The organism is Micromonospora chokoriensis (assembly GCF_900091505.1).
In the GTDB taxonomy this organism is placed as follows: Bacteria; Actinomycetota; Actinomycetes; order Mycobacteriales; family Micromonosporaceae; genus Micromonospora; species Micromonospora chokoriensis.
The window spans coordinates 5,148,205-5,173,222 of sequence record NZ_LT607409.1 but is presented as its reverse complement, the minus strand read 5'-3'; the positions used below and the strand labels follow the sequence as shown (position 1 = coordinate 5,173,222).

Below are 25,018 nucleotides of genomic sequence, written 5' to 3'. Positions count from 1 at the left end.
TCTCCGGCGTGGGGGCGCCGGGGTTGTCAGCGGCTGCGGGCGAGTGCCGCCCGGGCCGCGGGGGTGAGGGCGTCGCCGATGCGGTTGGCCAGCTCGGTCATCTCGTAGGAGACCTTGCCGACGTCGCACTCGGGCGCGGCGAGCACCAGCAGCGAGGCGCCGTCGTTGAAGGCCATCGAGAACATGAATCCGCCCTCGAGCTGCGTGACGTTGGAGATCACCGCGCCGGCGTCGAAGAAGGCCGCCGCTCCGCGCAGCAGGCTGACGAGCCCGCTACCCGTCGCGGCCAACTGGTCGGCCCGGTCCGGCGGCAGGTCACGGGTGGCGGCCACCATCAGGCCGTCACTGGAGATGGCGATCGCATGGCTGACCTCGCTGGCACGTGCCGCGAAGTTGTCCAGCAGCCAGCCGAGATCCTGTTGGTCGCTCACGTGCTCTCCTGTCGCGTCATGGGTTGCCGAGGTTGATCGGGGTGCGCCGTCGGTTCGCCACACCCCGCGCGTACGCGGCCATCGCCGTCGCCACCTGGGCCGGGTCGCGGTACTCGGATCTCTGCTGCTGCTGGGGGACGGTCACGCCACCGGGAACGAGGTGCCGCTGCGGCTGCCGTTTGGGCAGGCCGGAGGTGGTGGTCGTGCTGACGTCGGGGGTGGTCGCCCGGGCGGCGGTGCGCCAGGCGTCGTCGGCGGGACTGGACCATTCCCGGGTCTCGTGGCCGTCGACGACGTCGCTCTGGAACCAGTGGTTGACCTGCTCGAAGATGAGGAGTTCCTCGGTGGGCGCGTCACCCCGGTCCGGGGGCGGGGGTGACGCTCGGAACACCGTGGCCGTGGGCAGGGTCCGCTCGGCCGGTGGGTGCCCGGCGGTCGGCTCGGGGCGCGGCGGGTACGGCGGTGGGGCGCTGGTCGTGCGGGCCGCCCGGCGGGACAGCCGTCCGGGGGCGAGCAGGTATTCCTCCGGCGGCAGCGACCGGATGATCGCCGCGGGAAGCGTCGCCTCGGCGAGGGTGCCGCGTCGGGGGCCGCGTCGCAGTTGGACGGTGGCGCCCAGGCGTTGGGCGAGCTGACCGACGACGACCAGCCCCATCGCCCGTACGGCGGCCACGTCGATGGCGGGTGGGCGGGCCAACAGCTCGTTGAGCTGCTGCATCCGCTGGGGCGACAACCCGACGCCCTCGTCGCTGATCTGGATGATGACGCGGTCGCCCAGGCTCCGGCCGCTCACCCAGGTCTCACTGCCCGGCGGTGCGTACGTCGTCGCGTTGTCCATGAGTTCGGCGAGCAGGTGCACGACCTCGTCGACGGTCTTCGCCGCCACGGCGACGTCCCCGTCGATCATGCCGAGCCGGATCCGCGCGTAGTGCTCGATCTGGGACAGCGCCGCCTGGAGCACCTGTTGCAGGGGGACGTCGCGCTGGCGGACGCGGCCGACGCCGACGCCGCCGAGCACCAGCAGGCTGGCGTTGATCCGCCCCATCCGGGTCGCCAGGTTGTCCAGCGTGTACAGCTGGTGGAGCCGGTCGGGGTCGGTCTCGTCCCGTTCGACCAGGTCGACCTGGGCCAGGACGGCATCGACGAGTCGTTGTTCACGGCGGCTCAGGTGGATGAAGATGTCGGCGGTGTTGGCACGCATGACGGCCTGCTCGGCGGCGGTCCGCACGGCGGCCTGGTGGACGGCGCTGAACGCCTGGCCCAGTTCGCCGATCTCGTCGTCGCTGGACGGCTCGAGGGCGGCGGAGGACTGCTGGCGGGCCAGCTTGTCCGGGTCGACGGCGGCGCTGCCCGGTAGCTGGAGCTGGGCCACCACGGCGGGGAGCTGCTCGAACGCGACAGCGTTCGCCGCGTCCCGCAGGCGACGCAGGCGCCGGGTGATCTGCCGGGCGACGACCCAGGTCACCAGCGCGGTGAGGACCAGCGCCAGGAGGACGCCGACCGCCTCGGCGACGGCTCGGCGGCGCTGGTCGGCGTGTGCGGCCCGCACGTCGTCACGGACCGCGGCGTCGACCCGTGCCCGCAGGTCGGCCAGGCGGGCGGCACGCGTCTGGGTGGTGGACACCCAACTCGGGGTCTCCAGTTGCAGCCGTGAGCCCGGCTGGGCGCGGGACACCTCGTCCTGCATCCGTTGCAGGGCGAGCGCCTCCTTGCCGGTGCCGGCCTGCTCCCACCAGCTGCTCCATTCGGGCGGGGCGAGGGCCAGGAACGACAGGCTCGATTCGGTGTAGCTGGTACGGGCTGCCGTGATGTCCTGTTGCATGGCCGGGGTCAGCTCACCGCCCGCGACGGTCCGCAGCACGGCGACCTGCTGCTGACCGATCGCCTCGGCGGTCTTCGACAGTGCCGCCGAGGCGCGGATCCCGTCGGCGAGTTGGGCGTCGACCACGCCGTGCGAGACGGCTTCCCGGAAGTTGATCAGATCGGCGATCGCGATGCGGTAGCTGAAGGTCATCGCCGACACCGACGCGTGCGTCGCCGTGCGTACCTGGGTGCGCAGCGGGGCGAGGCCGTCCAGGGCCGCGTCGATGCGGCGCAGGAGGTCCCGGTTGGCGTCGGTGTCGGCGCTCAGCCGTTCACGGTGTGCGCGGTAGCGGCTGACCGCGTCGTCGGTGGCGGTCATCTCCGCGCTGAAGGCGTCCTGCTGCTCCGGCGCGCCGTAGGTGAGCAGGTCGGCGGCGGCGATCCGCTCGCGTTGCAGGCGGTAGGCGAGGTCGCCGGCCTCGGCGCCGACCTGGGCGAGGATCCGAAGGTCGCTGGCACGGGCCGTCTGTCGGGCGCTCTCGGTCAGCGCGAGCCCGGCGAAGCCGATGACGGCGACGAGCGGTGCCGCGACGATGAGGCGCATCCGGCCGGCGATCTTCCAACCGCGTCGACGGGTCGGGTAGGGTCTGGCCGCGTGGGACCGGGTGCTCGACGCCAAGATTGACTCCCACGACTCGTCGATGACGGTCTATCCGCACGTTGCCGAATGCAAGTCCCATTCGGCCGGAAGCCGCGCTCGTAGACCAGACCTGGCCGTGGTACAAACTGCCCGTACCAGCATCTGTACCCAACGTCAGCATCCGGTGACGCCGTGAGACGGAGTTGGGTCCGTGGGGTCAGCGCTGATCGTCGTAGGGGTCGGCGGCGAGCTGCCGCCGCTGCGTGTCGCTGGGCTCGCCCGGGTCGGCCGGGGTGTTGAGCACCTGGCCGATCAGCTCACGCAGCTCGTCGATCGCGTCCACCACCGCGCCCGGGTCACGCGCGTCGCGCCGATCACGCTGACGCGGGACCGGTCGCCGCTGCGGCGGCGGTTGTGCGTCACGGGGGCCCCGACGGCCGTCGGCGGCCAACTGCTCGGCCGCCACCTGCGGCCAGAGTGCCGCGAGCCGTCCGCCGGTGCCGAGCACGTCGTCGCAGCGCAGCGCGAACTCGTGACTGCCGAACCGGCGACCCGACTCGACCGCCGCGACCGTCTCGCGGCTGAACCGCACCAGATCCGCCAGGGCGCGCTGGGTCAGGCCCCGCCGGACCCGGCAGTCGCGCAGTTCCCGCCGGAACCGTTGGCTGGCCGCAGAGTGAGCAGAGCTCGACGGGGACGTGTGCTCCATGCGCTCACCTTCGTGGCTACGGGAATCAGCAGCGGACGCCAGATCGGGATTGGCGGATGAGCTGAACATTCATAGAGGGCAATTCTTAACCCAGGAACCGATCAGTGTGAAGACGTTCGTCGGCATCGATCGTCAGGCAAAGCGTGAAGGATGCGCCCCGGACCAGTTTGGTTGGGGCGGGCAACGGTACCCGCCGCACCCTCGGTCCGATGTGCTGGCGCTCGCCCATGTCACGCGACGCGCGCTTCGGCAACGACCTCGTCGCGCGCTGCCGGGATGTCGGCAGGCGCGCGGGTGTCGATTGTCGCGAGCAGCGTGCGGTGCGCACGGAATGCGACGTTCGGCTTGTACGAGCGCTGCTGCTCGGCCGTCAGGCGGAGGCCGGGAATGGTGTCGGCGAGCCGGGTGAGGGCGATCTCGGCCTCCAGTTTCGCCAATCCCGCCCCGATGCAGAAATGTGGTCCGTGGCCGAACGACAGGTGATTGCCCGCGTCCACCCGGTGTGGGTGGAACTGGTCCGGGTGGGCGAACACCGCAGGGTCGCGGTTCGCGGCTCCGATCAACAACAGGCAACGCGCCCCGGCGGGAATCGTCACCGTTCCCACGGTGACCTCGCGGCTGGTCACCCGGAGCCAGCCGTCGATGGCGGGCGCGAATCGGAGGGTCTCGTTCACGAACGTGGCGGCGGCCTGCGGGTCCGAGGCCAGCGCCGACCAGTGCTGCGGGTTGGACAGCGCCTGGTCGAGGGCGTGTGCGAGCAGCCCGGCGGTGGTCTCGTGGCCGGCGACCAGGAGGTTGAAGGCGAGGCTCGCCACCTCGGACACCGTCAGCACGGTGTCGTCGTCGTCGCGGTACGCCAGGGCGCGGCCGATGAAGTCGTCGCCCTCGTGTCCGTCGGCCACGCGTTGCCGGACGAGTTCCTCGCAGTAGTGCCAGAACTCCAGCAGGTCCCGTGCCAGGCGTACCTGCTCGGCCGGGTCGGGTTGCCCCCACACGAGGGCGATCTGGCCGTCGGCCCACCTCCTGATCCGTCCGATGTCGGCGTCGGGCACCCCGAGGATGTCCAGGACCACCAGCAGGGGAAGCTCGGTGGCGAACTCCGGGATCAGGTCGACCTGTTCGCCCTGGCGGGCGGCGAGTCGGGACACCAGTCGGTCGACCCTGCGGCGGACGATCGGGCCGTAGTCGGCCTCGACCCGCTCGGCGGTGTTCGCGAAGGTCGCGCGGAGCGCCCGACGGGTTCGGGGGTGCACCGGTGGGTCCGCGGCGGCCGTCGTGGGGGGCGCGTCGATCTGCATGAGCACGCTCAACGCCTCCGGGCAGACCTCATAGACCGGGGTGAGGGTGAGAGTGTTGGCGAAGGTTGTCGCGTCGGCGAGGGCCCGCCGGACGTCGGCGTGCCTGCTGATCAACCACAGGCCCAGATCCTCGGCGTGGTGCACCCCGTCAGGATCGTCGAGAATGCGCCGCCAGATGCTTGCCGGATCGGTGAGATAGGTCCCGGTGAACGGATTCAACCGCATGGAACGCCTCCTGATGCACGCGGCGCGAAACCGGCAGCGTCCCCATTCAGCGATCCACGTTCAGTTGGGCCGATAATGGCGCGCATCTGCCTGTGGCTCTTTACGGTGCGCTGATCGGCTGCACAAGTCAAGATAGGTCAACGTCTATTTAATGCGTGACATGATGCGGGTCGCAACGGCCAGGTGAACGCGGCGGTCTGCAACCTGCGAGATGGTCCTTGTCGTCAGTCAACCCAGACGGGCGGGCCCTCCGACGTCAGGGGTGGGCAGCCGGCCATGACGGTCCGTGGGTTCGATGTGCCGCTCTCCCTCATGACCGGAAGAACGATCTTCCTGTCGCCCGGTGACGCTGCCGTGCCCTCGCCGTCCCGACAGTGGCGGTCCGCGATGAAACCCGCGTCGAGAGGGCCTCCGGCCAGGCCGGAGACCCCCTCGGCGTCCTTACCGCGTACGGGGTCAGGGGGCCCAGGGTGCGGTGACGTTCCAGGTGGTGTCGGCGGTCCACAGCGTCGGTGTGTTGTACGCGTCGCCGCCCGCGCCGTTGCTGAGCCAGATCCCCGAGTTGTAGTGCCGCAGGTACCGGCCCCGGAAGTTGTACGACTCCAGCGAGACCCCCGCGCCGCCCAGTCCCACCCGCGCACACCAGGTGGCGTCGGCCCGCATCAACGTCGAGCCGTCGTCGGGCGAGTTGCGGACCCGGGAGTTCTGGTGGCGTAGGTACTGCCCGGGGAAGTTGACCGACTCGAGCGAGTAGCAGCCGGCGTCGGCCAGGCCGGTCCGGACGGTGTACGTGGCGTCGGCCTTGAGCAGGCTGGAGCTCGCGGCGTCGACGACCTCGGTGAAGGCCAGACTGTCCTGGTGGCGCAGGTACCTGTTGGTGTAGCCGGGCGTTGTCACCTGCAGGGACCGTCGGGTGTTCACCGGCAGGGCCACCGGCGCCGAGCTGCCGATGGTCTTCGAGGCGTTGATCAGGGCGGTGTTGGCGGCGCGGACCCGAGCCTGATCCATCTTGATCACCTGCCGGTCGTAGGTGAGGAAGCCGTTCAGCTCGCCCTCCAGGTCGGTGATCTCGGTGTAGACCGAGGCGCTGAGTCCCTTGCCCAGCATCAGGTTCTGACTGCCCTGCACCAGGCCCACGTACCTGTCGGTAAGGGCAGTCGAGCTGGTCTGCCACTCGTAGGCGAAGAAGCTGCCGCTCGGGCTGTACTCGTGTCCGGGGGTGTGCAGGCCCAGCCCGCCGAACTCGCCCAGGACGGCGATCCGGCTGCTCGACGGCACGGGGGAGTCGGGTCCGAGGTAGACGTGCCAGTCGTCGATGTCGCCGTTGCCGGGGTTGCCGAGGGACTGGCAGCAGTTGTGACCGCTGTGCGGGTTGACCAGCCGTGTCGGGTCCTGGTTCTTGATGGTCTGCGCGACCCGCCGGGTGTCGGCGAGGGAGCGCTCGCCCCAGCCCTCGTTGTACGGCGTGTACGCGACCACGGCGGGCGAGCTGCGGTGCTCGTCGACGATCTCGCGTGCCTCCGCCTCGAACTGGGCCTGCTGGGCGTCGGTGGGGTCGATGTCCTGGGCGGTCAGCGACGGGATGTCCTGCCAGACGAGCAGGCCGAGCCGGTCGGCGTGGTAGAACCAGCGCTGCGGTTCGACCTTGATGTGCTTGCGCACCATGTTGAAGCCGAGGTCCTTGTGTTTCTGCAGGTCGAAGGCGAGGGCGGCGTCGGTCGGCGCGGTGTAGAGGCCGTCGGGCCAGTAGCCCTGGTCGAGGGTGCCGACCTGGAACACGAACTGACCGTTGAGCTTGGGGCGCAGCACCCCGTTCACCAGACCGGTGGTGATCTCCCGCATGCCGAAGTAGTGCGTGGTCCGGTCCACGGTGACGCCGCCGGAGGTGCGCAGCGTGATCCGCAGGTTGTAGAGGAACGGGTCGTCGGGCGACCAGCGGCGGGCGTTGGGCACCGGCACGCTGAAGTCGGTGAAGCCACCGGTGGCCGTTCCGACCACGGTGCTTCCGTTCAGCGCCTCGGCGAGCACGCTGTGCCCGCTCACGGTGCCCCTGGTGAAGACCCGGACCCGCACTGTGTTGTTGCTCAGGTTCGGGTAGACGTCCACGCTGCTGATGGAGGCCGCGGGCACCGGCTCCAGCCACACCGTCTGCCAGATTCCCGAACTCGGGGTGTAGAAGATCCCGCTGGGTGTCTTGGTCTGCTTGCCGATGGCCGGCAGGCTGCCGTTCTGGCGGGTGTCGGTGGGATCCCAGACCTTGACGACGATCTCGTTCGTCCCGGTGGTGAGCTGGGGGGTCACGTCGAAGGTGAAGGCGTCGTAGCCGCCGGTGTGCGCGCCGACCCGGATGCCGTTGACCCAGACGGTGCTCTGCCAGTCGACGGCGCCGAAGTGCAGCAGGGTGCGGCGACCCGACCAGTTCGCCGGGATGGTGACCGTGCGCCGGTAGAACAGGTAGTTGCGGTTGTCGTTGGCGGCCCGCTGGATGCCGGACAGCGCGCTCTCCACCGGGAAGGGCACGTTGACCCGCTCGGGCAGGTTGGTGCCGAACTGCGGGGCGTCGTCGGTGGCCGACTGGCGCAGCTGCCACTCGCCGTTGAGATTGAGCCAGTCCGGTCGCGTCATCTGCGGTCGCGGATACTCGGGCAGCGGCGTACCGGCGAGGGCCTGGCTGGTCCAGGGGGTGGTCAGTGGTGGCGTCTTGGCCAGTGCGGCGTGCGCCGGCGTGGCCGGAGCGGCGAGGATGCCGGCGACCAGGGTGAGGATGAGCAGCAGCGGCAGGGTGGGGCGGATGGGGACCTGACGTGTCATGCCGTCTCCGTGGGGCGAGTCGCCGCGGGCGGTGCAGACAAGCCCGAAGCGCGTGGGCGGTGGGCATCGGGTGGTGGTCGACGACGATCGGACGTCGGTGCGGTCTCCGCGCGTCAGGGTGGTGGGCATATTGACATCTGTCGTCGCCTGTATAACGTTATAGAGCCGCGCCGACCCTCCCGTCAATCCTTGTTCGTCGATGTCTGCGGTCCGGCGGTCCCTGCGAGGAGGGTCGGTGGATGGGCGTCAACCTCAAGGACATCGCCCAGCGCGCCGGGGTGTCGCTGGCCACCGTCTCGAACGTGGTCAACGGGTACCGGCCGGTGGGGGAGCGGACCCGGCAGCGTGTGCAGCAGGCGATCGACGAACTCGGGTACAGCCCCAACCTGGGCGCCCGGCACCTCCGGCGGGGGCGTACCGGGCTGATCGCCCTGGCCGTCCCGGAACTGACCAACCCCTACTTCGCCGAGCTCGCCGAGATCGCCATCTCCGAGGCCGCCGCGCTCGGCTACACGCTCGTCATGGAGAACACCGCCGCCGACCGGAAGGCCGAGCTGGCTCTCCTCGACGGGGCCCGGCGGCACATCATCGACGGCCTGATCCTCAGCCCGGTGCGGATCGGCCGTGAGGAGGTGCTGGCCCGGACCGGGCACACTCCGCTCGTGCTGATCGGTGAGGGCGTCTCGGACGTGCCGCACGACCACATCGCCATCGACAACGTCGCCGCCAGTCACGCGGCGATCCAGCACCTCGTGGCGATCGGCCGTCGGCGGATCGCGTTCATCGGCGCCACGCCCGGCGGTGACCGGCAGTCGGCGCACCTGCGGGTACGCGGCTACCGGGAGGCGCTCGTCGCCGCCGGCCTGCCGTACCGCCCCCGGTTGGTCGCCCGCACCGACGCGTTCGGCCGACTCGACGGCAAGCGTGCGATGCGTGACCTGCTCGCCCTCGGCGACCCGCCCGACGCGGTGTTCGGCTACAACGACCTGGTCGCCATCGGCGCGCTGCGGACCTTGGCCGAGGCCGGTCTCCGGGTGCCGGAGGACGTCGCCGTGGTCGGGATCGACGACATCGAGGAGGGACGCTTCGGAGGGCCGACCCTCACCACGATCGCGCCGGACAAGCGGGAGATCGGCCGTCTCGCGGTACGCCGCCTCGTTGCCCGCATCGAGGGCACGGCGGTCGCGGCGCCGCTGACCGTGCAGACGCCGTTCCGGCTCGTCCGACGAGAGAGCACCGGCACGCCGGGCGGATGACGGGCGTTCGCCCGCGCGCTGTCCGACCGGATCGGTGCGGTGCGTCGGCCGAGGTCCATAGCGCCGGTGGTACGACCCAGAGGGGATGACCCGCCGAATCCAAAGATCTCAATATGATGACCGCTATCTCGAATGCCGGTGCGCTCACGAGGCGTGCCATCCTGATGCGGAGGAATGCATGGTTCGCTGGCGTACCCTCACTGGCCTGCTGGCCACCGCGTTGGCCGCGGTGACCGCGGCCAGCCTCACCCTCACCGCGCCGGCCGCCGCGGCCGACAACCCCATGACGCCCAACGTCGTCGGCGGCACCCGCGCCGCCCAGGGCGAGTTCCCGTTCATGGTGCGACTCTCGATGGGATGCGGCGGGGCGCTCTACAGCCCCCGGCTGGTGCTCACCGCGGCTCACTGCGTGGGCGCGACCGGCACCAACACCAGCATCACCGCGACGCTCGGGGCGGTGGACCTCCAGTCGTCCAGCCGGATCACCGTCCGGTCGAACTACGTCTACCGGGCCCCCGGCTACAACGGGGCCGGCCGGGACTGGGCGCTGATCCGCCTGGCCAGCCCGGTCACCGGGCTGAGCACGCTGCCGATCGCCAGCACGACCGCCTACGACAGCGGCACCTTCACCGTCGCCGGGTGGGGCGCCGCCCGCGAGGGTGGCGGGCAGCAGCGGTACCTGCTCAAGGCCACGGTCCCGTTCGTGAGTGACTCCGTCTGCAACGCCAACTACGGTGGCGACCTCATCCCCGCCCAGGAGATCTGCGCCGGCTACGCCGGCGGTGGCACGGACACCTGCCAGGGTGACTCGGGTGGCCCGATGTTCCGGCGCGACGCCTCCAACGCCTGGATCCAGGTCGGCATCGTCAGCTGGGGCAACGGCTGCGCCCGACCCAACTACCCGGGCGTCTACACCCAGGTGAGCTACTTCGCCTCGTCGATCGCCTCGGCGGCGGCGAGCCTCGGCGGCTGACCGGACGACCACTCGGGCGGCCCGGACGACGGCGTCCGGGCCGCCCACTCGTGCCGGCACCGACGGGTGGGCGGCGAGTGGGCCAGCCGACAGATTCGGCGGGCCGGGCGTGCGCTTCCCGTCACGGCGACCATGATGAGCCGGTGAAGATCCTGTCCATTCAGTCGTCGGTCGCCTACGGGCACGTCGGCAACTCGGCGGCGGTGTTTCCCCTGCAACGGCTCGGGCACGAGGTCTGGCCGGTCCTGACCGTGCACTTCTCCAACCACACCGGGTACGGCGCGTGGCGCGGACCGATGCTGGCGGCGGCCGACGTCGCCGAGGTGATCGCGGGCATCACCGACCGTGGGGTCCTCGGCGACGCCGACGCGGTGTTGTCCGGTTACCAGGGCGACCCGGCCATGGGCGCGGTGATCCTGGACGCGGTCGAGAAGGTCAAGGCTCTCAACCCGGCGGCGGTGTACTGCTGCGACCCGGTGATGGGCGACGCCGGTCGCGGAATGTTCGTCCGCCCGGGTATCCCGGAGTATCTGCGCGACACCGTCGTGCCGCGTGCCGACATCATCACGCCGAACCACTTCGAACTCGACTTCCTCGCCGGGCGTACGACGACCTCGTTGGCGGAGGTGCTCGACGCGGTCGACGTCGTACGCGCGACCGGCCCGCGGCACGTCCTGGTGACCAGCGTGCTGCACGGCGACCTGCCGCCGGACTCGCTGGAGGTGGTGGCCGTCTCGGACGAGGGAGCCTGGGCGGTGACCACACCGCTGCTGCCGATCAACCCCAACGGCGGGGGCGACGTCACCGCCGCGTTGTACCTCGCGCACCTCAGCACGACGGGCTCACCCGCTGTCGCCGTGGAACGCACCGTCGCCTCCGTCTTCGCCGTGCTCGAAGCGACACTGGCGGCCGGCACCCGGGAGATCCAGCTCGTCGCGGCGCAGGACGTGATCGCCGACCCGCCGGCCCGGTTCACCGCCCGCCGGCTCCGCTGACGACAGGCCGCCCCCCGCCGCCGGCGGGTTGGCCCCGCTGTCGGCGGTTCGGCGACGGACCCGCCGACGGCCCGAGGAACCCGATCCGGTCAGCGGCCCTCGGGGACGGCCATCTCGCCGAGCAGCGACCAGTCGTCCTGCGGCACTGTGGCGTTCACGATGCGCGGGGTCTCGGCCAGGTGCGGCGGCAGGGTCTCCTGGGCCTTGCGGAAGTGCGCCGACTGCACGTGCGCCCCGCCGGCCTCGCCGTCGCGGAAGGCCTCGACCAGCACGTACTCGGTCGGGTCGTCCACGCTGCGCGACCAGTCGAACCACAGGCAACCCGGCTCGGCCCGGGTCGCATCGGTGAACTCGGCGGCGATCTGCGGCCACTGGTCGGCGTGCTCGGGCAGGATGCGGAACTTCGCGGTAATGAAGATCATGGCCCCAGGCTACCCAGACCGACCGGGCGCGGGCGGGCCAGCCGCCCAGCGTGGCGGGGTGCCGCCGCCGGGCCGAGGTCGTGCCGCCCCGGTGCGGACGGCACGACCGCCCGTGACGCTCAGCCCAGCCGGCGGATGTCGCCGAACGCCCGGTAGAACCCGCCACGGCTGGACTCGCGGACCTCGGTCACCAGGTAGCGGGCACCCGGCTCGCGGATCCCCTTGGGGAACTGCACCGACCAGTCCCGTCGGTAGCCGTCGGACAGCACCTGGACGCGCAACCGGCCCCGGTCGTCCAGGCACTGCACCACCACGCCACCGCCGAGGTCGCTGGTCACCTCGACGACTGTCGGCTGCGCCGGCCGCGGGGCCTGCCGGGGCGCCTTGATGTCGCGTACCTCGGGCACGTCACCGGCCTGGGCCGCGCGGATCGCCGGCTCGCTCGCGTCGATGCAGGCCAGATGGCCGCCGGTGGTGACGACGTAGAGCCGGTCGTCGTGGTATTGCATCGAGTACGCCGAGCCGCAGCCGGTGCCGAGCTTCCACAGCCGGGTGCCGTCCGCGTCGAAGCAGTAGATCGAGGACTGGCTGTCACCGGCGAAGACGTACCGGCCGCCCTCGGCGGTCGCGCAGGAGAACACCGGGGCGTCGCAGAGGTAGGTGCGCTCGTGCCGACCCGACTTGGACAGGCGCACCACCTCGCGGGTGCTGGTCCCGGCGAACACACTGCCGTCCTCCTGCCAGCCGAACAGCACCGCGCCGGTCCTGGTGTGCCACAACTCGTTGCCGGTACGCCACTCGTAGCCGGTCACACCCTGGGAATGGCCGTGGTAGATCGCGTCGCGGTCACACCGCACCATCCAGGCCGAGCGCCCCCGCCCGGGCCTGCGCCACAGGAACTCGTCCTCGTGGTCGACGGCGGTGATCCCACCGTCGGCGTCGGAGACGCCCAGGACGCCGTCGTGGATGTCCAGCCAGTAGATGTCGATCTCCGGAGCGATCGCGTACGCCACGCGGGGCACCTTGCCGGAGAGGTCGTAGACGTTGCCGTCGTCGCAGCCGGCGTAGACCCAGGCGTCGTCGGCGACGATGCACTTCACCCCGTCGGGAAGACGCACCTGACTGCGCACCCGGGCATCGTGGTCGAGCGTGGTGATGACGCCGTGCTCGTTGCCGACCATGCAGTGCTGCCCGTCGACGAAGATGCCGAAGGCGGGAGCGCCGGAGTCGTAGCGCCAGAGCACCGGAGCGGTGTGCGCGGTCGAGCGGGTGCTGACGATCTGCCGACGGGAGACGGAGCGTTTCTGCCGGACGCCCGGGACGGCCGGTGCGTACCCCTTGCGGACCTTCTCCCCGATCTTCTTCGCCGCGGCCGCGCGGGCACGGGCGTTGTCCGGGTAGGCGCTCGCCTTGACCTGACCCTGGTCGCCGATCCGGCCGTAGCGCACGGTCAGCGTGGCGTCGTCGACGACGACCTCGTAGAACTTGTGGGCACCGTCCACTTCGGACAGTTCGAGGTAGGTCGTCTCCTGGGACATGGGCGGGCCTCCGAGGGGTCAGCGACCGGCTCGACGTGGCCGGCGCGGCGACAGTGACCACACGCTAGCGACCGCCCCCGACAGAACGCGGTGCGCGGCGGGTGCCGGGCGCACCCGCCGCGCACGTCTCGCCCCGGCGGTGTCAGCCGGAGGTGCAGGAGCGGATCTGTGGACGGGCGTTGCTGTTGCCGTTGGTCATCGTGGTGAAGCCGAAGGTGTTGCCGCTGCCGTTGGACCGCATGGTCATGACGGTGCCGCTGCTGTCCCAGGTGGCGGTGCCGTTCCAGTAGCTGGAGACGCGCTGCGGCGAGGTGAGGGCCACGACCACGGTCCACGTGTTGGCGCCGCTGACCGTCACCGACGTGTTGTAGCGGTCGCCCCAGACGTTGGTGGTCGTCGCCGTCGCGGTGCAGCTGCCGCCGCCGGGCGGCGGGGTGGTGCCGCCGTCGGTCGGCGGGGTCGTGCCATCGGGCGCGACGGCCCGGCCGGTGGACGGCGAGATCATGCCGGGGCACAGGTTGCGGCTGGTCAGGTTGGCCACGATCTGCGGGATGGCGTCGCGGGTGTTCTGGATGCCGTCGTGCATGAGGATGACCTGACCGGCTTGCAGACGGCTCGCGTTGGCGACGATCTGGCTGACGCTGGCCCCGTTCCAGTCCTGGGAGTCCACGTCCCAGATCACCTGGCGCATGCCCAGCGAGGACGCGACGGACTGGAGGGTGGAGTTGGTCTCCCCGTACGGAGGCCGGAACAACACCGGCCGGACGCCGGTCGCCGACTGGATCGCCGAGCTGGTCTGGGACAGGTCGGACTGCATCTGCGACTGGCTCATCGAGGTCATGTGCGCGTGGTTCCAGCTGTGGTTGGCGACCCACATGCCGGCGGAGACCTGTGCCTGCGCGGCCGACCGGTTGTTCTGGACGTTCTGCCCGACGTTGAACATGGTGGCCCGTACGCCGTTGCTGCGCAGCACGTTCAGCAGCGCGCTGGTGCTGCCGGTCGGGCCGTCGTCGAAGGTGAGGCCGACGTACCCGTTGCAGGTCGCGGCGCTCGACGACGTCGTGGTGGCGGCGAGGACGACGCCGCACATCGCGACGGCGGTGGCGAGGACGGCGAGCGCCGCGCGCAACCGCCTCGACCACAAGGTCGTGCGGGGGAAGAGCCTGCTCATCTGGTGCCCCTTCGCGCAGGCCGGCCGGACGCCTGGGCAGCACGGTCCGGACGGGTGTGGATGAGTGGGAGGTCGTGCCGGCCGACGCGGCTCGCATTGACCTCGATGGATCGGAGTATTACAGCGGGAATTCCAACGCGTCAACAACTTCCGGAACAGCTCCGGAACGCCTCAGGGGGCACTGTGGGCGGCCGACTGGTCCCTGTACTGCGTGTCTGACTGGCGGGGTGTCATCTGTTCAGCAGCTCGACCGTGCCAGGCGTCGGATCTCTCGCGGCATGATCCGGAAAGCCGATGGAAATACCGGTGTCGATGTCGGCGTGAGCCCCGGTGGCGCTCATGCCTGGCGTCAGGGGAAATAGTAAAGATTGTGAACAGAAGATGTTACAGTCACTGCCATCGATATCCAGCTGATTCCGGCCAACGGAGTTCCAGGATGGAGTGAGCACATGACGAGACTGCGTGCGCTGGTCGCACTGGCGGCACTGATCGTCGCCGGCACGTTCGTCGCGGTCATCCCGCCCACCGCCGCGTCGGCGGCAGCCTGCTCGGCATCGTGGCAGGCCTCTGCCGTCTACTGGGGAGACGCCCAGGTCTCCCACAACGGCCGTAACTACCGGGCGAAGTGGTGGACCCAGAACGAGGCGCCGCCCGGGACGACCGGCGTCTGGGAGGACCTCGGCGCGTGTGGGGGAGGCACCACACCGCCCACCGGCGGCACCTGCAACCACCCGAACTGGGTCGCCGGTACCTGGTACGCCGCCGGAGCCGTCGTGCGGTACACCAACGGTCTCTACTACGTCGCCGAGCACGACAATCCCGGGTACGACCCGGTCGTCAGCACCTGGTACTGGGAGCCGTACACCTGTGGTGGCCAACCGCCGACCACCCCGCCGCCCACCAACCCGGGAGGCTTCGTGGTCACCGAGGCCCAGTTCAACCAGATGTTCCCGGGTCGCAACTCCTTCTACACCTACTCCGGGCTCGTCGCCGCGCTCAGCGCCTATCCGGCGTTCGCGAAGAGCGGCAGCGCCACAGTGCAACGTCAGGAGGCCGCGGCCTTCCTGGCGAACGTCTACCACGAGACCGGCGGGCTCGTGCACATCGTCGAGCAGAACACGGCGAACTACCCGCACTACTGCGACCCCGGCCAGTCCTACGGCTGCCCGGCCGGGCAGGCTGCCTACTACGGGCGCGGGCCGATCCAGCTCAGCTGGAACTTCAACTACAACGCCGCCGGCATCGCGCTGAACCTGCCCCTGCTGACCAACCCCTGGCTGGTGCAGAACGATGCCGCGGTGGCCTGGAAGACCGGGATCTGGTACTGGATGACCCAGAACGGGCCGGGCACCATGACCGCCCACAATGCGATGGTCACCGGCGCCGGGTTCGGCCAGACGATCCGCAGCATCAACGGCTCGATCGAGTGCAACGGCGGTAACCCCGCCCAGGTGCAGAGCCGCGTCACCAGGTACCAGCAGTTCGTCGGCATCCTCGGTGTGTCGGCCGGAGCCAACCTCTACTGCTGATCCGCGGTCGGGCCTCGGTGCGTTCGCCGCCTGATTCCGCTGTGGCATCTAGATGCCACAGCGGAATCACCGTGCGACGTCGAGGCCCGGTGCGCCTCGCTCCGGGCAACCCGTTGACAGGGCCGTGGTGCGCCCGGAACTATCAGCGAACAGTTCACCGCTCCGACCCTCGTTGATCGCCAGCCGGTATGACAACGATGTCAGAGCCTGACCAGCACCACCGCACGCTCCACACTGCCCCGACCTTCGACGTACTCGACCGGTTCGAGTCGAAAGGCACCGTCCCCCATGTCACATAGTCCCCCCGTACGCTCCCTGTCTCCCCGACTGGTCGCCGCGACCACAGCGGCCCTGCTGCCGCTGGGCCTGCTCGTGGCCGCACCCCTGGCCACCGCGGCTCCCTCCTCGGCGACGCCGGGGAACTTCAGCTCCTCGTTCGAGACCGCCGACCCGCAGCCCTTCACCAGCACGGTGGAGGTCGGCGCGAACGGCAAGCCGATCCAGGCGAACCTGAGCGGCACCGTCACCACGCTGCCCGGCAGCCTGCTCGGTCAGGTCAGCGCGGTGACCGCGAGCGACGAGTACCAGCCCCGCGAGATCGCCGCGAACCTCGCCGACGACGACTCGTCGACCAAGTGGCTCGTGTTCCAGACGACCGGCTGGGTGACCTACCGGTTCACCGAGCCGGTGACGGTCAAGCGCTACTCGCTGACCTCGGCCAACGACGCGCCCAGCCGCGACCCCAGGGACTTCGTCGTGCAGGGGTCGACCGACGGCGCCTCGTGGACCGACCTGGACAAGCGCTCCGGTGAGACGTTCGGCGGCCGGTTCGCCACCAACCGCTACCGCGTCACCAACAACACCGCCTACGCGTACTACCGGCTGAACGTCACCGCGAACTCCGGCGACGACCTGCTGCAACTCGCCGACTGGAACGTCAGCGACGGCTCGGACGTCCACCCGCCGGCCACCCCGATGGTCAGCGAGACCGCCGCCGGCCCGAACGGTGGCTACACCACGAAGCCGGACGCCGGGTTCACCGGCCTCGCCGCGCTGCGCTACTCCGGCGGCACCGAGGGCGACGGCCGCTCGTACGCCACCAACAAGCTGTTCGACGTCAACGTTTCGGTGGGGCCGAAGACCCGACTGTCGTACAAGATCTTCCCGGAGTTCACCGCCGGGAACGCCCGGTACCCGTCCACCTACGCGGCCGTCGACCTGCGCTTCACCGACGGCAGCTACCTGAGTGGACGCTCGCCCGTCGACCAGCACGGCAACCCGCTCACCGCCGCCGGCCAGGGCGCGTCGAAGGCGCTCTTCGCCGACCAGTGGAACCTGGTGCAGGCCGACCTCGGCACCGTCGCCCGCGGCAAGACGATCGACCGCATCCTGCTCGCGTACGACAACCCGCAGGCCGCCGCGGACACCCAGTTCCAGGGGTGGCTCGACGACATCGAGCTGACGGGGACGCCGGCGTCGATCGACGGCTCGAAGCTGACCAACTACGTCGACACCCGACGCGGCACCAACTCGACGATCGGCTTCTCACGCGGCAACAACCTGCCGATCACGGCCGTGCCGAACGGGTTCAACTTCTTCACCCCGGTCACCGACGCCACCTCCAACTCGTGGGAGTACGAGTACCACCGGCTCAACAACGCGGCCAACCTGCCGATGTTGCAGGGTCTCGCGATCTCGCACGAGCCGAGCCCGTGGATGGGTGACCGCAACCAGATGTCGGTGATGCCGGTCGTGGGCGGCGGTTCCCTGACCGGCCAGCCGGCGAGCCGGGCGCTCGCCTTCAGCCACGACGACGAGATCGCGCGACCGGACCTCTACCGGGTCACGCTGCAGAACGGCCTCGTCGCGGAGATGTCGCCGACCGACCACGCCGGGATCATGCGGTTCACCTTCCCGACCGGGCAGGCGACCGGCAGCCTCGTCTTCTACAACGGCACGTTCACCCTCGGCACGGACGGTGCCTTCACCGGCTGGGTCGACAACGGAAGCGGCTTCTCCGCCGGTCGTAGCCGCATGTTCGTGGCGGGTTCGTTCGACCGGGCGCCGACCGCCTCCGCCGCGACCTCGGCAACCTTCGACGTCTCCACCAGCCGCGAGGTGACGATGCGCCTCGCGACGTCGTTCCTCTCCGTCGACCAGGCGCGCCGCAACCTCGACCTGGAGGTCACCGGCAAGAGCTTCGACCAGGTGCACGCCGCCGCGACGGCAGCGTGGAAAGACCGGCTCGGCCGGGTCGAGGTGCGTGGCGCCAACGAGTCGCAGCTCGTCACGATGTACTCCAACCTGTACCGGCTGAACCTCTACCCGAACTCGCAGTCGGAGAACACCGGTACCGCCGCCGCCCCGCGTTGGCAGTACGCGAGCCCGGTCTCCGCGCCCACCGGCGCGTCGACCCCCACCCAGACCGGCGCGAAGATCGTCGACGGGCAGATCTACGTCAACAACGGTTTCTGGGACACCTACCGCACCGTGTGGCCCGCCTACTCGCTGCTGTACCCGGACGTCGCCGCGAAGATCTCCGACGGGTTCGTCCAGCACTACCGTGACGGCGGCTGGATCGCTCGCTGGTCGTCTCCCGGCTACGCCGACCTGATGACCGGCACCAGCGCCAACGTGGCTCTGGCCCAGGCGTACCTCACCGGGGTCGAGCTGCCCGACCCGCTCGCGGCGTACGACGCGGCGGTGAAGGACGCGACCGTCGCCTCCGGGCGCAGCGAGGTCGGCCGCAAGGGCATCGAGACCTCCCTGTTCCTCGGCTACACGCCCACCTCCACGCACGAGTCGGTGTCCTGGGCGTTGGAAGGCTTCATCAACGACTACGGCATCGGCAACATGGGCGCGGCCCTCGCCAAGGACCCGGCCACGCCGAAGGCGGAGCGCACCCGGCTCAAGGAGGAGTCGCGCTACTTCCTGGAGCGTGCGCGCAACTACGTCCACCTGTTCGACCCGAAGACGAAGCTCTTCCAGGGCCGCGACGGCGCCGGTAACTTCCTCGCCGGCGACCCGCTGGACTGGGGTGGCGTCTACACCGAGACCAACGGGTGGAACTTCGCCTTCACCGCCCAGCAGGACGGGCAGGGCCTCGCCAACCTGTACGGCGGGCAGCAGGCGCTGCGCGACAAGCTCGACACGTTCTTCGCCACCCCGGAGAGCGCCGACCGCCCCGGCGGGTACGGCGGCATCATCCACGAGATGATCGAGGCACGCGCGGTGCGGATGGGTCAGCTCGGCATGAGCAACCAGCCGTCGCACCACATCCCGTACATGTACAACTTCGCCGGCGCCCCGGCCAAGACACAGGCGGCGGTACGCGAGATCCTGCGCCGTCTCTACGTCGGCAGCGAGATCGGCCAGGGCTACCTGGGCGACGAGGACAACGGCGAGATGTCGGCGTGGTACGTCCTCAGCTCGCTGGGCATCTACCCGTTGCAGGCCGGCTCGGCCGAGTGGACCATCGGTTCGCCGCAGTTCACCAGGATGACGGTGCGTCGCCCGACCGGCGACATCGTCGTCAACGCGCCGGCCAACAGCACGCGCAACATCTACGTGCAGGACGTCAAGGTCAACGGCAAGAAGCAGCGCGGCCTGTCGGTGGACGTGACCACGCTCGCCAAGGGCGGCACCATCGACTTCCAGATGGGACCCAACCCGTCGTCCTGGGGCAGCGGCAAGAAGGACGCACCGCCGTCGCTGACCAAGGGCGAGGACGCGCCGAAGCCGTTGCAGGACACCACCGGCCCAGGTCTGGGCACCGCGACCGCCACCGGCGGGCAGGACGCGGCGAAGCTGTTCGACGACTCGTCGACCACACAGCTGACCTTCACCTCGGCGACGCCGCAGGTCACCTGGACCAACCGCGGTGGCAAGCAGAAGCCGACGTACTACACGGTGACGTCCGGGGCGGCTGCGGGCGACCCGGCGGACTGGCGGTTGCAGGGCTCCAACGACGGCATCACCTGGACCACTCTGGACACCCGCACCGACCAGGTGTTCCGGTGGCGCAACCAGACCCGTCCGTACCCGATCGACAAGCCGGGCCGGTTCGCGCAGTTCCGGCTCGCCGTGACGAAGACCGTCGGCGCCGCGCAGACCAACCTCGCCGAGATCGAGCTGCTCGCCGGTGGGGACGTCAGCATCGGTGGCGGCGACATCACGGTGACCCCCGCGGGCAGCGCGCACGCCACCTCCGGTGTGCCCGTCTCGGTGCCGCTGGCGTCCGTCACCGGCGGCACCGCCGACGGTTACCGGGCCACCATCGACTGGGGTGACGGCACGCCGGTCACCGAGGGCACCCTGACGCTCAGCTCGCGGGCCGTCTACAGCGTCGGTGGGTCGCACACCTACGCCACGCCGGGTTACCACCAGGCCAGCGTCACGGTGACCGACGGCGAGAACCAGACCTCCGCGACGGTCGGCGTCGAGGTGGCGTACGCCCCGACGTCCGGCCTCACCGCCGCCTTCGACACCGTCTGCGTCGGTGACGAAGGGGTCCTCGCGGCCGACTGCGACGCCAAGTCGTGGGCGTACTCGCGGGCCGCCCTGACGGCGGGCGGCGCGGTCCAGGGTCAGCGGCAGCAGGTCCCGGGAACGGCACTGCGGTTCACCCTGCCGGTGATCCCGCCCGGGCAGCCGGACAACGCCACGGGCAACGGCGCGACTGTCGTTCTCGACCTGCCGGCCGACGCCCGGAGCATCTCCTTCATCGGCGCCGGTACGCAGGGCAACCAGAGCACCACCGGCACCGCGACGTTCAGCGACGGCAGCACCGCCGGCATCCCGATCCAGTTCAGCGACTGGACGCTGGGCGGCAACGCCAACGGCACCCCGTCCTACGGCAACGTCGTCGTCGCCAAGACGGCGTACCGACTGCACGGCACCAGCCGGGACGGCGCCCAGCCGTTCCTGTTCGCCACCGCGCCGTACCAGATCCCGGCGGGCAAGACGCTGGTGTCGGTGACCCTGCCGACGCAGACCGGCGACCCCCGCTCGGCGGGCCGGATCCACGTGTTCGCCGTCGCCAACGACGGCACGTCGGCCCCCGCGCTGACCACCGACGCGCCGAAGGACCAGACGGTGAACGCCGGGCAGGCCCTCACGGCGAGCCTCGGTTCGGTGACCGGCGGCGTTCCCGGCACGACGGGCTACCGCGCCCGCGTCCAGTGGGGTGACGGCACGGCTCCGCAGGACGTCACGATCGACGCGTCCGGTGCCATGACCGGGCAGCACACCTACTCCCGCGAGGGCACCTACACGGTGCACGTCACCGCGTGGGACACGGTGTCCAGCAGCACCAAGGCGTTCACCGTCACCGTCGCGAGGGGCGGATCGCAGCCGGCGATCGCGCTGTCCTCGGCGGGCAGCGTCACGACCGGCGGCGCGATCACCGTCGACGGCAGCGGGTTCGCCGCCGGCGAGCAGGTGACCGTCAGCATCGGCACCGACCCGGCCCGGACCACGAAGGTCGCGGCCTCCGCGAAGGGAACCGTGCGCGTCTCGGTTCCGACGTCCGAGGGCGCGCAGCCCGGCCGGTACGCGGTCACCGCGACCGGCGCGTCCTCCCGTACGCCGGCCACGGCCACCGTCCAGGTGACCGAGCAGGCGCAGGCGCGGACCTACCAGCCGAGGGCGGTGCTGTTGACGGCCTCGGGGCCGCGCGCGACGGCGATCACCGTCGACGGTTCCGGGTTCGTGCCGAACGAGGTGGTCACGATCACCTTCGGCAACGGCGTCGCGGTCACCACCGTGCGCGCGAACGGTGACGGTGTCATCTCGGGCGCGACGGTGAGCGTTCCGGGAGCGGCGAAGCCCGGGGCGACAAGCGTCACCCTGACCGGCGAGACGTCGGCCATGACGGTGTCCCGACCGTTCACCGTCACCGGCTAGGACGGAGTCGACGCGTAGGGCGGGCCGTCCTCACGGCCCGCCCTACGCGGGGCGGAACTGACCGCCGCCGTGCCGTACCGTCGGCCGCGATGGCCGGAACACGTGCTCGTCGCGTCCGGTCAGTGAGGTGGCAGCACGATCTCAATCCACCCGGGGCGCGCCCAGCCGAAGGTGCCACCGCGCCCCACGGCCGGTGAGCCGGACGATCGCCAACGGCTCCACGTCCACCTGCCGGTACGCCGCCAACGGCAGGTCCAGGGCGTGCACGACCGCAATCCGGATGACCAGCGGGTGCGCGATCACGGTGATCCGCCGGTCGGCGCCTCGTTGTCCGTCCAACCAGCGACCGACCCGGTCCCGCACCGCGGCGACGGACTCACCGCCGTGCGGTGCGGACTCCGGTTCGGACATCCACTCGTGCAGCGCCTGCGGCTGCTCGACGGCGATCTCCTCGAAAGACCGCCCGGTCCAGTCGCCGTGGTCACAGTCCGCCAACGCCACCTCGACGGTGGGCAGCAGACCGAGTGCGCCGGCGGTAGCGGTGGCCGCCACGCCGGGACTGGACACGCAGGCATCGGGGACGCCCAGGTGTCCCCGTCGGGCCTGGGCCAGGGCGAGGGCGGCACGCAGGCCGCCCTCGTCCAGGCCGTCGTCCGGTCCGCCGAAGCGGGCCCGACGTAGGGCGGTGGTGTGCGCGTGGGCGACCAGCCGGAGGCTGGTCGCGGTCATGTGCCCGCAGGCGCGGCGGCGACCCGGCGACGTCGGTCGTGGTGCATCAGGGCCGCGAACAGCAGGCCGATCCCGGTCCACAGCACCACCTGGGTGCCGAGGGAGGCCAGCCGGAAGTCCCACAACAGCGTCGCGGGGAAGTCGGCGGGGACCTCCTGGAACGACGGAAGCACCACGTAGGCGACCACGGTGACCAGCAGGAATCCGCCGACGGCCGCAGCGACGCGCTGCCACAGCGGTGCCTGCGCGCCGACCGATCGGTAGCCCAGCGAGCCCGCCCACACCGCCACCAGACCGAGCACCACCATCAGCAGGTAGGTGACGGTGCGTTGGTTGATGGTGGCCGGATCGCCGACCGCCGGCGGGTTCGCCGGGTACTTGAGGAACGGCACGACCACCGCGCCGAGCAGCGCCGCGCCGGCCAGCAGCAGGCCCGACCGTCCGTCGTCGTAGGCCCGCCGTCGGCGCGCCAGCAGGACGTACGCCGTGGCCAGCAGGCCGCCCATCGCGGCACCGAACAGGCCGGTGGCCAGGAACAGGCCGCCGCGCTGACCGTTACGGCTGACCAGGGCATCCTCGTGGTCGTGCGCACCGAAGGCCGGCTCGGCGTGCGCCGACGCCGCCTCCTCGATGGCGATGGCCGCGTCGACGTGCGGCTCACCGGCGACATAGGCGAACGTCCCGGCGAGCAGACCGGCGATCAGGCCGGCGAGCAGGCCGCGGACGAGGACGGTGACGAACGGGGGAGTGGTGGTGGCCGTCAGTGGCACGGAACACCCAGCAGGTGCCGGCCGTCGTGCATCAGCTCGTGCAGGTACATGCCACTGCGCGACACCGCGCCCTGGTCGAAGGCGACGAGGTAGGCCAGCAACGCGAGCGCGGTGACGGTGGCCAACACCGTCCACAGCAGACGCGTGGTGCCAGCGGGATTCACCAACGGCTGGCTGGACGTGGAACTGGACATGTGATCACGAACCTCCCCGGGGATGACGCGTCCCCATCGCAAGGCTGCGGACGACCGAGCGTCCTGGCTCGCGGTCCCTCTGAAGGTGGGGGAACCGCTCACAGTGGCGCGACCGCGCCGGAATCACACCGGCTTCCCTCGCGTCGCCGCAGATAGTGGGTCGACGGTATCGGTGCCACCTCAGGCGGTCAACCCGGTCCCCGGGCAGCGCCCCCGGCTCGCCGACGTACGGGTACCGGCACATCGTCACTTCGGCCAGGCGACGGTATTCGCCCGGTCGGAGTGTCGCGGAGTTCCGGCTGGTACGCGCGTTCCGCGGCCGGCGGCCGGTCTGTTACCGCTAACATGGTCACCCTGCCAGATCGGTCGACGGCACCGGGCCGAGCCGGAGGTCCGACCAGTGGTGGAGCGGGGTGGGTGGACGTGAGCGCGCCGGGACGGGTCCGATGACGACCGGTGCGGGCGTGCGGGAGTCGGGGATCGTCGACGCGCACCATCACCTCTGGGTTCGCGCCCGGCACCCGCAGCCCTGGATCGACCCGCACACCATGGCCGCGATCGACGACGACTTCACCCCGGTCGATCTCGGCCCGGCCACCCGGGTCGCCGGAGTCACCCGGACCGTCGTCGTGCAGTCCGTCGCCGCCCGGTCGGAGACGCCGGAGCTGTTGGGGATCGCGGCGGACGACCCGCTCATCGCCGGGGTCGTCGGGTGGGTCGACCTCACCGCCGACGATGTCGTCGGGCGCCTGGAGCGACTCCGGGCGGCGCGGGGCGGCGAGCGGCTCGTCGGGATCCGCCATCTGGTCCAGTCCGAGCCGGATCCGGCCTATCTCGACCGTCCCGACGTGCGCAGGGGTGTCGCTGCGGTCGGTGCTGCCGGCCTCGCCTTCGACCTGCTCGTACGCCATCACCAGTTGCCGGCGGCCACCCGGCTCGTCCGTGACCTGCCCCAGGTCCGGTTCGTCCTGGACCACCTCGGTAAGCCGCCACTCGGGAGCGGTGGCCTCGGCGACTGGCCCCGTGACCTGCGGACGCTCGCCGCCGAACCCAACACGACGGCGAAGCTCTCCGGCCTGGTGACCGAGGTGAGCGGCAGCTCATGGACGGTGGCGGACCTGCGGCCGGCCGTCGAGCACGCACTGGAGGTGTTCGGGCCGGGCCGGCTGATGTTCGGCTCGGACTGGCCGGTGTGTCTGCTGGCCACCTCGTACACCCGCTGGGTCAGGGTCCTCGGCGACCTGCTGGAGCCGCTGACCGACGGCGAGCGCGCGGCGATCTGGCGACAGACGGCCAGTCGGGAGTACCGGCTCGCGGCGTCCTGACCCGCTTGGGGGCCGTCGGTTGACCAGCCGGGAGTTCGGCGGAGAAAGAGATGCCCTCGACCGCCACCGGGCATAGCATGTTATCGATAACATGCTCGCGATGGTCCGCCGGATCGAGCCGGAGGGCCACCCTAGGGTGCGGGGTGCGCATGGTCGTCGGGGCCGGACCTGGCAGTCCAGTGTGGACATTCGCGCCCAGAGCACCCTCGCCGACCCTCGACGGGCGTCGCCGCGCCGCTCGGCCGCACTTGTGCCGATTTGATCAGACGTATGCGCGGGGCGGTCCGGGTAACGA

At 70.7% G+C, this 25,018-nt stretch carries 17 protein-coding genes and 1 riboswitch; of the genes, 6 read left to right on the top strand and 11 right to left on the bottom strand.

The features are described from left to right. Positions 1-26 precede the first annotated feature (26 nt). From GA0070612_RS24020 to GA0070612_RS24000, 5 genes are all read right to left on the bottom strand, one after another. Positions 27-431, bottom strand: a complete 405-nt coding sequence (locus GA0070612_RS24020) for a roadblock/LC7 domain-containing protein (RefSeq protein ID WP_088989969.1) — start codon at positions 429-431, stop codon at positions 27-29. A gap of 16 nt (positions 432-447) precedes the next feature. After that, entirely contained in the window at positions 448-2,838 is a 2,391-nt protein-coding gene (locus GA0070612_RS24015; RefSeq protein ID WP_088989968.1) for a sensor histidine kinase, read from the bottom strand. A gap of 253 nt (positions 2,839-3,091) precedes the next feature. Next, positions 3,092-3,583, bottom strand: coding sequence for a helix-turn-helix transcriptional regulator (locus GA0070612_RS24010; protein ID WP_088989967.1), 492 nt, complete (start codon positions 3,581-3,583; stop codon positions 3,092-3,094). Between the two features lie 230 nt (positions 3,584-3,813). Next, on the bottom strand, positions 3,814-5,106 hold the full coding sequence (locus tag GA0070612_RS24005) for a cytochrome P450 (RefSeq protein ID WP_088989966.1): 1,293 nt from the start codon (positions 5,104-5,106) through the stop codon (positions 3,814-3,816). A 456-nt stretch (positions 5,107-5,562) separates the two neighbouring features. After that, complete coding sequence (locus tag GA0070612_RS24000) at positions 5,563-7,917, bottom strand: AbfB domain-containing protein (protein ID WP_088989965.1); 2,355 nt, start codon at positions 7,915-7,917, stop codon at positions 5,563-5,565. 239 nt (positions 7,918-8,156) lie between these two features. Here GA0070612_RS24000 and GA0070612_RS23995 point away from each other — a divergent pair, with 239 nt between their 5' ends. The 3 genes from GA0070612_RS23995 (at position 8,157) to pdxY (ending at position 11,141) form a co-directional block, all read left to right on the top strand. Beyond that, positions 8,157-9,173 carry a LacI family DNA-binding transcriptional regulator gene (locus tag GA0070612_RS23995; RefSeq protein ID WP_088989964.1) on the top strand — a complete coding sequence of 339 codons (1,017 nt, stop codon included), beginning with the start codon at positions 8,157-8,159 and terminating at the stop codon, positions 9,171-9,173. 178 nt (positions 9,174-9,351) lie between these two features. After that, positions 9,352-10,146 carry a S1 family peptidase gene (locus GA0070612_RS23990; RefSeq protein ID WP_088989963.1) on the top strand — a complete coding sequence of 265 codons (795 nt, stop codon included), beginning with the start codon at positions 9,352-9,354 and terminating at the stop codon, positions 10,144-10,146. A 143-nt stretch (positions 10,147-10,289) separates the two neighbouring features. Beyond that, positions 10,290-11,141 (top strand): pyridoxal kinase PdxY, encoded by an 852-nt coding sequence (pdxY, locus tag GA0070612_RS23985; RefSeq protein WP_088989962.1) that lies wholly within the window; start codon positions 10,290-10,292, stop codon positions 11,139-11,141. 89 nt (positions 11,142-11,230) lie between these two features. Here pdxY and GA0070612_RS23980 read toward each other — a convergent pair whose 3' ends face one another. From GA0070612_RS23980 to GA0070612_RS23970, 3 genes are all read right to left on the bottom strand, one after another. After that, entirely contained in the window at positions 11,231-11,563 is a 333-nt protein-coding gene (locus tag GA0070612_RS23980) for a putative quinol monooxygenase (protein WP_088989961.1), read from the bottom strand. Between the two features lie 119 nt (positions 11,564-11,682). After that, positions 11,683-13,101 carry a WGR domain-containing protein gene (locus GA0070612_RS23975; protein ID WP_088989960.1) on the bottom strand — a complete coding sequence of 473 codons (1,419 nt, stop codon included), beginning with the start codon at positions 13,099-13,101 and terminating at the stop codon, positions 11,683-11,685. A 142-nt stretch (positions 13,102-13,243) separates the two neighbouring features. Next, positions 13,244-14,272 carry a polysaccharide deacetylase family protein gene (locus GA0070612_RS23970; RefSeq protein ID WP_088989959.1) on the bottom strand — a complete coding sequence of 343 codons (1,029 nt, stop codon included), beginning with the start codon at positions 14,270-14,272 and terminating at the stop codon, positions 13,244-13,246. 449 nt (positions 14,273-14,721) lie between these two features. On the opposite strand from GA0070612_RS23970, the gene GA0070612_RS23965 reads away from it, so the two are divergent. Then, a complete protein-coding gene (locus GA0070612_RS23965) occupies positions 14,722-15,801 on the top strand; it encodes a glycoside hydrolase family 19 protein (protein ID WP_088989958.1) in 1,080 nt (359 codons plus the stop codon). Between the two features lie 288 nt (positions 15,802-16,089). After that, positions 16,090-21,705 carry a GH92 family glycosyl hydrolase gene (locus GA0070612_RS23960; protein ID WP_088989957.1) on the top strand — a complete coding sequence of 1,872 codons (5,616 nt, stop codon included), beginning with the start codon at positions 16,090-16,092 and terminating at the stop codon, positions 21,703-21,705. A 141-nt stretch (positions 21,706-21,846) separates the two neighbouring features. On the opposite strand, the gene GA0070612_RS23955 is transcribed toward GA0070612_RS23960, so the two are convergent. Genes GA0070612_RS23955 through GA0070612_RS23945 form a run of 3 tightly spaced genes read right to left on the bottom strand, consistent with a single transcriptional unit; the run spans position 21,847 to position 23,398 of the window. Further along, positions 21,847-22,434 carry a histidine phosphatase family protein gene (locus GA0070612_RS23955; RefSeq protein WP_088989956.1) on the bottom strand — a complete coding sequence of 196 codons (588 nt, stop codon included), beginning with the start codon at positions 22,432-22,434 and terminating at the stop codon, positions 21,847-21,849. Beyond that, positions 22,431-23,204, bottom strand: a complete 774-nt coding sequence (locus tag GA0070612_RS23950) for a CbtA family protein (RefSeq protein WP_088989955.1) — start codon at positions 23,202-23,204, stop codon at positions 22,431-22,433. The genes GA0070612_RS23955 and GA0070612_RS23950 overlap by 4 nt, the downstream gene beginning before the upstream one ends. Then, a complete protein-coding gene (locus tag GA0070612_RS23945; RefSeq protein WP_088989954.1) occupies positions 23,195-23,398 on the bottom strand; it encodes a CbtB domain-containing protein in 204 nt (67 codons plus the stop codon). The genes GA0070612_RS23950 and GA0070612_RS23945 overlap by 10 nt, the downstream gene beginning before the upstream one ends. Before the next feature lie 35 nt (positions 23,399-23,433). Beyond that, a riboswitch (cobalamin riboswitch) is annotated at positions 23,434-23,578 on the bottom strand. Between the two features lie 266 nt (positions 23,579-23,844). Between GA0070612_RS23945 and GA0070612_RS23940 the strand changes: the two genes are divergently transcribed. Continuing rightward, positions 23,845-24,723, top strand: coding sequence for an amidohydrolase family protein (locus GA0070612_RS23940; protein ID WP_088989953.1), 879 nt, complete (start codon positions 23,845-23,847; stop codon positions 24,721-24,723). Positions 24,724-25,018 lie beyond the last annotated feature (295 nt).